At 44.4% G+C, this 7,663-nt stretch carries 7 protein-coding genes; 4 read left to right on the top strand and 3 right to left on the bottom strand.

Annotated features, from left to right (window positions below; all coding sequences use genetic code 11):
• Nucleotides 1-64: 64 nt before the first annotated feature.
• From IQ242_RS11450 to IQ242_RS11435, 4 genes are all read left to right on the top strand, one after another.
• Nucleotides 65-703, top strand: coding sequence for a hypothetical protein (locus tag IQ242_RS11450; protein ID WP_193960060.1), 639 nt, complete (start codon nt 65-67; stop codon nt 701-703).
• Nucleotides 704-900: 197 nt separating this feature from the next.
• Nucleotides 901-2,112, top strand: a complete 1,212-nt coding sequence (locus IQ242_RS11445; RefSeq protein ID WP_193960059.1) for an RNA-guided endonuclease TnpB family protein — start codon at nt 901-903, stop codon at nt 2,110-2,112.
• 49 nt (nt 2,113-2,161) lie between these two features.
• Entirely contained in the window at nt 2,162-2,686 is a 525-nt protein-coding gene (gene ilvN, locus IQ242_RS11440; RefSeq protein WP_002743360.1) for an acetolactate synthase small subunit, read from the top strand.
• A 210-nt stretch (nt 2,687-2,896) separates the two neighbouring features.
• On the top strand, nt 2,897-5,149 hold the full coding sequence (locus IQ242_RS11435; RefSeq protein ID WP_193960058.1) for a PBP1A family penicillin-binding protein: 2,253 nt from the start codon (nt 2,897-2,899) through the stop codon (nt 5,147-5,149).
• Nucleotides 5,150-5,288: 139 nt separating this feature from the next.
• Here the strand turns inward: IQ242_RS11435 and IQ242_RS11430 are convergent, their stop codons facing one another.
• The 3 genes from IQ242_RS11430 to IQ242_RS11420 all read right to left on the bottom strand — a co-directional run.
• Complete coding sequence (locus IQ242_RS11430; RefSeq protein WP_193960057.1) at nt 5,289-6,380, bottom strand: calcium-binding protein; 1,092 nt, start codon at nt 6,378-6,380, stop codon at nt 5,289-5,291.
• 138 nt (nt 6,381-6,518) lie between these two features.
• Nucleotides 6,519-7,052 (bottom strand): CDP-diacylglycerol--glycerol-3-phosphate 3-phosphatidyltransferase, encoded by a 534-nt coding sequence (gene pgsA, locus IQ242_RS11425; protein ID WP_193960056.1) that lies wholly within the window; start codon nt 7,050-7,052, stop codon nt 6,519-6,521.
• Nucleotides 7,053-7,434: 382 nt separating this feature from the next.
• A partial coding sequence (locus tag IQ242_RS11420) for a fatty acid desaturase (protein ID WP_193960055.1) occupies nt 7,435-7,663 on the bottom strand: 229 nt, incomplete at its 5' end.

The raw sequence follows: 7,663 nt of genomic DNA, 5'->3' as shown, positions 1-7,663 counted from the left end.
TCTTTATACCTGTTTACTGATCACTGTTTACTGATCACTGATCACTGAATCAAGGGAGGTAAAAATGGGCTGGATTATGGTCTTATTTGCGATCGCAGTGGGCGGATTACTGATCTGGCAGAATTTGGGGGTGATCACTTTGGTCTTTTTTGGCGGTATTATGACGGTAAAACTGCCCCTAGCTGTCTGGGTGTTACTTTTCACCCTAGCGGGAATTATCAGTGGTTTAACCCTGCAATTTCTCTATAGTTTTGGTCGTCCTTTGGCTGCCCCAAAAACTTCCCCTCCTATAGCCAATAATCCCAAAGTTCCACCCCCATCTCCCCGACCTACCTATATTCAAGATTCTGCTGCGTCTCCACCAGATAACGATTGGGAAAGAGATAGCGGTGATGATTGGAATTTTGATACACCCCCCCTTCGACGTAGCTCAGGGCAAGCCGAAAAACCGACGACCATTCAGGATCGGGAAGAATTCTCGCCTAGGGTTGCCGATGAGGAAAAAGCGAATTTTGTCAAGCCTCCAGAGGACAGTTATCAAACTGGCTCAGTTTATTCCTATAGTTACCGCACGGCCAAACAGACTCGCGGGGAAAAAGCCGAGCAAGTTTACGATGTCAATTATCGGATTATTACGCCCCCCGCCCAGGATGAAAACCAAGAGCGGGAGGTAAACAAAGGGGATGAGGAAGATTGGATATAAACTTTGACAGAGTAGAGGTTTCTACCTGAATCCCTCAGAGAAGACAAACTGTTCCGGCCTTGTCTCCTGTCTTACCGAAAACTTGGGTTTAAGGTTCCCCGCCATGCCCGCGTAGCAGAGGGCGGCTTTTAGGTGATGGGTTGTCAGTTTAATATTTAATGTGTTAAAATAAGTTTATTCTTAAAATTTTAGAGTAAATGTTTGTCCTAGAGTTTAAAGTTGAGGCTAAATTAAAACAGTATCAGGCTATAGACGATGCTATCCGCACCGCTCAATTCATCCGTAATAAATGCTTAAATTATTGGATGGACAACAAAGGTGTAAATAAGTATTATCTATCAGCTTATTGTCGAGTTTTGTCCCATGACTTTAAATTTGCTAGTCAATTAAATTCTCAAGCAAGGCAAGCATCGGCTGAAAGGGCATGGTCTTCTATTTCCCGTTTCTTTGACAACTGTAAGCAGAAGGTAATCGGAAAGAAAGGCTATCCTCAGTTTAAAAAGTTTTCCCGCTCGGTTGAATACAAAACAACAGGATGGAAGCTTCTTAACCCTAAAACCATTCATTTCAGTGATAAAAAGGAGATTGGAACAGTTAAACTAAAAGGGACTTGGGACTTAGGATACTTTCAGCAGTCTGACATTAAACGAGTTAGGCTTATTAAACGTGCTGACGGCTATTATTGTCAATTTGTTCTCTCTTGTGAAGTAAAAGAGGATGTTAAACCATCAGGTAAGTGTATCGGAATAGATGTGGGATTAGCTTCTTTTTATACTGATCATGAAGGTAATAAAGTTGACAATCCTAAATTTTTAAAAAAGTCCGAGAAAAGATTAAAACGACTTCAAAGACGATTATCTAAAAAGAAAAAGGGAAGTAAAAATCGTCAAAAAGCTAGACAAAGATTGGCTAAGGCTCATCTTAAAATAAGTAGGCAACGTAAAGACTTTGCTGTAAAGTTAGCAAGGTGCGTAGTTCGCTTCTTAGATGTGATAGCCCAGGTCGATTTAAGAATTAAGAACTTAGTCAAGAATCATTGTTTAGCTAAATCGATCAATGATGCGGCCTGGTATCAGTTTCGAGAATGGCTGGAGTATTTTGGGGTTAAATTCGGCAAGATAACGATTGCTGTCCCACCGAACTATACAAGCCAAAACTGTTCAAACTGTGGTGAAGTTGTTAAAAAATCTTTATCGACTAGAACCCATCAGTGTAAGTGTGGGTGTGTTTTAGATAGGGATGAAAACGCCGCTATTAATATCCTTAAAAAAGGGTTAAGTACCGTAGGGCATACGGGAACTTTTGGGCTAGACCCGATGAACGCTTGGGGAGAGAATACCTCTACTTTTTCAGAAGTAATTCTGTCTAAGCAAGTAATCTCTTGGAACCAAGAATCCCCGTCGCTTTAGCGCGGGGAGTGTCAAAATGGTTAAATCTAGGTTGTGTAGATAGAGTGCCATGAAACACACATTATCCGTATTAGTTGAAGATGAAGCGGGAGTCTTAACCCGTATTGCTGGATTATTCGCCCGTCGCGGCTTTAATATTGAAAGTCTGGCCGTGGGTCCTGCTGAACAGATGGGAGTTTCTCGGATTACGATGGTAGTACCGGGAGACGAGGACAGCATCGAACAGTTAACCAAACAACTTTACAAATTAATTAACGTCCTCAAGGTGCAGGATATCACCCAAACCCCTTGTGTGGAAAGGGAATTAATGCTGATTAAAGTTAATGCTACCGCCGAGCGCCGAGCGGAAGTGATCGAATTAGCGCAGGTATTTCGGGCCCGGATTGTGGATATTTCCGAGGAAACCCTGACCATCGAAGTGGTGGGGGATCCGGGTAAAATGGTGGCGATTATGCAAATGCTGAATAAATTTGGCGTTCGCGAGGTGGCCCGTACCGGTAAAATTGCTCTGATTCGCGAGTCGGGAGTCAATACGGAATACCTGAAAGCTTTAGAGGCTAAAATGGCAATTTAGGGATATTGGGTATGAATTGGGAATTGGGGAGATGGGGTGTTGGGGTGTTAGGGTTTTAGGGTGTTAGGGTGTTGGGGTGTTAGGGTGGTCACTGCGTGCGCATTGCGGGGGGTGTTAGGGTGTTGGGGTTTTAGTTGAAATTCCCCACTCCCCACTTCCCCACTTCCCCTATTGCCTATTGCCTTCAGAAGCTGATAACTGATAAAAACTATGTCTAACCAGTCGCCGAAAACCCAAATTAGTCAACTTGTCACCGTTGCCGTGCAGAAATTGCAAGGAAAGGTGAATTTTCAGGCGGTAAATCTCAAAAAAGGGGCGAGAGTTCCCGAATTACGCCTTAAAAACGAGAATGGCAGCGGGGAAAGCAAATATCACCTTATCGGCGATCGCTATTTGTTGGGTCGTAGTTCCAGTTCCTGTGATATTACTATCCGTAATACCGTGGTCAGTCAGATTCATTGTTCCCTGCAGCGTGACCCGAAAAATCCCCATAATTTCCTGCTCACAGATGAAAACTCCACCAACGGGGTTTATATGGGTAAACGTCGTCTCAAAAGCGTTTCCCTGCGTCATGGTGATATCTTTACCCTGGCCCCCCCAGACTTAGCCAATTGTGTCACCATCTCCTACTACTGTCCCCCTCCCCTGTGGGCGCGACTTTTGCGCTATGGTTTCTATGGTGCGGGGGGTATTTTCGGTTTATTGGTTTTAGGGATTATCTGGGAAAGTCGCAAAGTTAATGTTTATCCACTCCCTTCCGGGGTGAGCGGTCCGGTGGTGGTTTACCCTAGGGATGGTCAAACTCCCCTCAATCCCATTCGACAGGAAACTCACCGAGAATTAGATAATCTGGGCGATTTTTCTCCCTATTTGCCCAAGGCGGTTGTCGCTTCCGAAGATAGTCGTTTTTACTGGCATTTTGGGGTTGATCCTTTGGGGATTGTTCGGGCTGTTATGATTAATTGGCAAGGTCGGGGCATTCGTCAAGGGGCCAGCACCCTGACTCAACAGTTAGCGCGTAGTTTATTCCCCGAAGTCGGTCGCCAAAATACTGCCGATCGCAAACTCCGGGAGGCTGTGGTCGCTTTACAATTAGAAGCGGTCTATAGTAAGGATACAATTCTCAAAACCTATCTCAATCGAGTTTATCTCGGTCTGGCCGGTTACGGTTTTGAAGATGCGGCCCGCTTTTATTTCGATAAATCCGCTAGAGATTTAGATATCTCCGAGGCTGCTACTCTTGTGGCCATGTTACCCGCCCCGAATCGATTTAATCCCATTCAAGATTACGACACTTCCGTACAACTACGCAATCGTGTCATCGATCGCATGGCCCAATTAGGGATGATTTCCCCGGAAGCGGCGGCCAGCGCCCGCAGATCCCGCATCGAAATCAGTCCCCAAGCCAAAAAATCCCTATCTAGTACGATTGCACCATATTTTTATAGTTACGTTTTCGAGGAATTACAGGACCTTTTAGGGGAAGAAGTGGCCAAAGAGGGCAATTTTATCGTTGAAACCAGTTTAGACCGCCAGCTGCAAGCGATCGCAGAAAAAAGCTTAAAAAATAATGTCTTAAACCAAGGCCCCCGCTATCGATACTCCCAAGGGGCTTTAGTTACCTTAAACAGTCAAACTGGGGAAATTCTCGCTTTAGTCGGGGGAGTTGATTATCAAAAAAGCCAATTTAACCGCGCTATCCAAGCTAAACGTCAACCCGGTTCCACTTTTAAGGTATTTGCTTATGCTGCCGCCCTAGAAAAGGGAATATCGCCCTATAAAACCTATACCTGCGCTGGACTCTCTTGGCAAGGACAAGCCTATTCTCCCTGTGAACGTAGTAGCGGGGGGGTCAATATGTTTCAAGGTTTAGCGCGATCGGAAAATAGTGTTGCCCTTCGCATTGCTCGCGAGGCAGGATTAAGTAATGTGGTCAATGTGGCGGAACGTTTGGGGGTGAAATCACCTTTAAATGCTGTACCGGGGCTAATTTTAGGGCAAAGCGAGGTAAATGTCTTAGAAATGACCGGCGCTTATGGGGTTTTTGACCATGGCGGGCGCTGGAATCGTCCCCACGCCATTAAACGCATTCTCGACGCTTCCGACTGTAAAAATGTGGAGGATTTGAGTACTTGTCGGGTTATTTATGACTATGGCGACGATAGCGAGAGAAATCAGCAGGTAATCTCCCCTAAAACCGCCGAAACAATGAATAGCTTATTGCGGGGGGTGATAACTAATGGTACAGGAGGTGCTGCTAGTATTGGCATGGGAGAAGCGGGTAAAACGGGAACTACGGATAATTATGTGGATCTCTGGTTTATCGGTTATCTTCCCCGTCGCGACTGGGTGACAGGCATTTGGTTAGGGAATGATAACAATTCTCCCACTGCGGGCAGTAGTCAACAGGCAGCCAAGTTATGGGGCGATTATCACCGTCAGTTAATCACCACACAAAACTAATCCCAATACTACCAGCTACTTTTCCCGTTGCCTATTCCAGAGTTCCCTAAAACCAGAGACTTCCCACTTCACCATTAAAGTAATAAGGGTGTCTTAGCCCTAGCTAACACACCCAGTATCTGTCTATTCAAACAAGGAATTAAATGAAGGCGAAGTTACCAGCAGCTAATGTACCAGTAATCGAGGTAACTGTCGCAACGGTGATGTTGGGGGTTGACCAGTCACTGTCAAAGTCATAGAGGAGGGTCTTTGTATCGGTGGCGAAGGCAAAACGAATTGATGATTTAGTATTCCCCAAGGCCTCAATATTATCAAAAGTATCAACAATGATACTGCTAGAAGCATTGACAGCAGTAGCCGCATTACTAACAACTGCCGTCGTACCCGCTGTTGGAACGCCTCCGTAAGCACTAACAGTAAATGCGAAGACATCATTATCACCGGTAATGAATTGGGTAACTGTCTGATTACCCTGATTGGTAAATACAAATGTATCAGCACCATTACCACCATCTAGGATATTCGTTCCCAGACCACCAGTTAGGGTATCGTTTCCGTCGCCACCAGTTAGGCTATCGGATAACGCGCCACCATCTAGGATATCGTTTCCATTGCCACCGATTAGGGTATCGTTTCCATTGGCACCGATTAGGGTATCGTTTCCATTGCCACCATCTAGGCTATCGTTGTCCGAACCAGCATTTAGGCTATCGTTTCCGTCGAAACCGAACAGGGTATCGGCCATCATGCTACCGGTTAGGGTATCGTTACCATTTGCACCTCTAAGTACGAAGGGACCAAGGTTACCCAACATGGCAATTTCTTCGCTAGCGGCATCTTGGTTTTGTGCTTTAGTAAACCTTTGATTACCACCAAAGTCGAGGATATGGGTTGCCGGACCGGTTACAAAAGTAGAGGCGACGTAAGTGTCAGTTCCGCCAGGAAGAAAATAATTTTGTGAAAAAGGGGGGGTGCTTTTATAACCAGAGAGGTTAGCACTCGCCACGTCAGTCTGACCAAATCCGTTGCGAAGTAACCAAGCGGAACGTCCAGAGATTTCACCTAAAGCAGTAAGATTTCTACCGGTGACTGTGGTAGTGATAGAAACGGCTAGGTCGAGATTGGCTGGAGCGGCTGCCCAAAAAGCTGCTAGACTTGGGGGGAAAGTGGTAGTATTGATGGTATAACCCGTGGTGGAGCCAATCGGAGCAGCAATGGTGATAGGAGGCATAGTTTTTTCTTTGAGTGATATGTTTGAATTTGAAGAGTTTGACAGTCCTCTCCCATGATTATCATATACCGAGAAAAAAAAATGCAACCTTTTTCTCTTGGTTTGTTTCCTGAATTATTGCTGATGGTTAAATTTTTATCAATTTTGGGTTAATTTGGGGCTGGGTGTGACGTAAATCACCCCAGAAATTAAAGTTAATGTCACCGATAGCCAAAAGGCAATCTGAGCAATTAAGTTATATTCAGAAGGCAAGGGAGCAATTAAGAGAGCGATAGCGATAATTTGGCTGACTGTTTTGCTTTTTCCCCACCAATTAGCCCCTTTTATGTCGCTATTTCCCGTTAAATTCGGATTAATGCGCCAACCAGCGATCACTAATTCCCGAGCAAGAATTAAAAATACTCCCCAAGCAGCAATTAAATCCATTTCAATCAGAGCTAAAAGAGGAGCGAGAACCAGTAATTTATCGACCAAAGGATCGAGAAATTTGCCTAATTCGGTGATTTGATTGAATTTTCGCGCTAGATAACCATCGAGCCAATCGGTGCTGGCAGCAATCAGAAAGATAATTAAACTTAACCAGCGATCGATTTCTGTACCTTGGTGCAACCAGTATAAAATTAATGGCAGTCCCAAGAGTCGTGATAGGGTAATCGAGTTGGGTAGGTTCATTTTTCAGTGATCAGTAAACAGTAAACAGTAATCAGTAATCAGTCAACATTAATCAGTAAAAAGGCAGCTCCGAGCTTGTCGCTTAATAAGTAGTCGTGCAAAATAAATTTCCTAGTGAAGATAGGCAAGAGGCAAGAGGCAAGAGGCAAGAGGCAAGAGGCAAGACCGGGGTTAGATATGTGTAATTAATTTTGCTTAGGTACTTACTATCTATTCACTGAAAACTGATAACTGATAACTGATAACTGATAACTGATAACTCACACCTGATAACTGATAACTGATAACTGATAACTGATAAGTAGGGAGGCACAATTATTTGTCGGATGGGTTAGCGGTAGCATAACATGAGCGGGCGTTGGGTTTCATGCTTCAACCCAACCTACGTTCTGGCTAATTTGAGATCGAAATTACTTTGTTTATTGCCTAATTGCCTGAGCCAACGATAATTATAAGCTAAAGCACCCCAGAAGGTGGGATAAACGGCATAATTAACGCCAAATTCTTGGCAAACTTCCGCTAAGATTGGGGCAATTTTGGGGTAGTGAAAATGGCAAATTTGCGGGAAAAGATGGTGGACAACTTGATAATTTAATCCTCCTAAATACCAA

Source organism: Microcystis sp. LEGE 08355 (assembly GCF_015207185.1).
Classification (GTDB): domain Bacteria; phylum Cyanobacteriota; class Cyanobacteriia; order Cyanobacteriales; family Microcystaceae; genus Microcystis; species Microcystis panniformis.
Note: the sequence above shows the minus strand (reverse complement) of the source record. Positions and strands in the feature narration are given on the sequence as shown.

Excerpts from the sequence above, each read along its gene's own strand:
- IQ242_RS11450 (WP_193960060.1), top strand. The coding sequence starts at position 65 with ATGGGCTGGATTATGGTCTTATTTGCGATCGCAGTGGGCGGATTACTG.
- IQ242_RS11445 (WP_193960059.1), top strand. The coding sequence starts at position 901 with ATGTTTGTCCTAGAGTTTAAAGTTGAGGCTAAATTAAAACAGTATCAG.
- ilvN (WP_002743360.1), top strand. The coding sequence starts at position 2,162 with ATGAAACACACATTATCCGTATTAGTTGAAGATGAAGCGGGAGTCTTA.
- IQ242_RS11435 (WP_193960058.1), top strand. The coding sequence starts at position 2,897 with ATGTCTAACCAGTCGCCGAAAACCCAAATTAGTCAACTTGTCACCGTT.
- IQ242_RS11430 (WP_193960057.1), bottom strand. The coding sequence starts at position 6,380 with ATGCCTCCTATCACCATTGCTGCTCCGATTGGCTCCACCACGGGTTAT.
- pgsA (WP_193960056.1), bottom strand. The coding sequence starts at position 7,052 with ATGAACCTACCCAACTCGATTACCCTATCACGACTCTTGGGACTGCCA.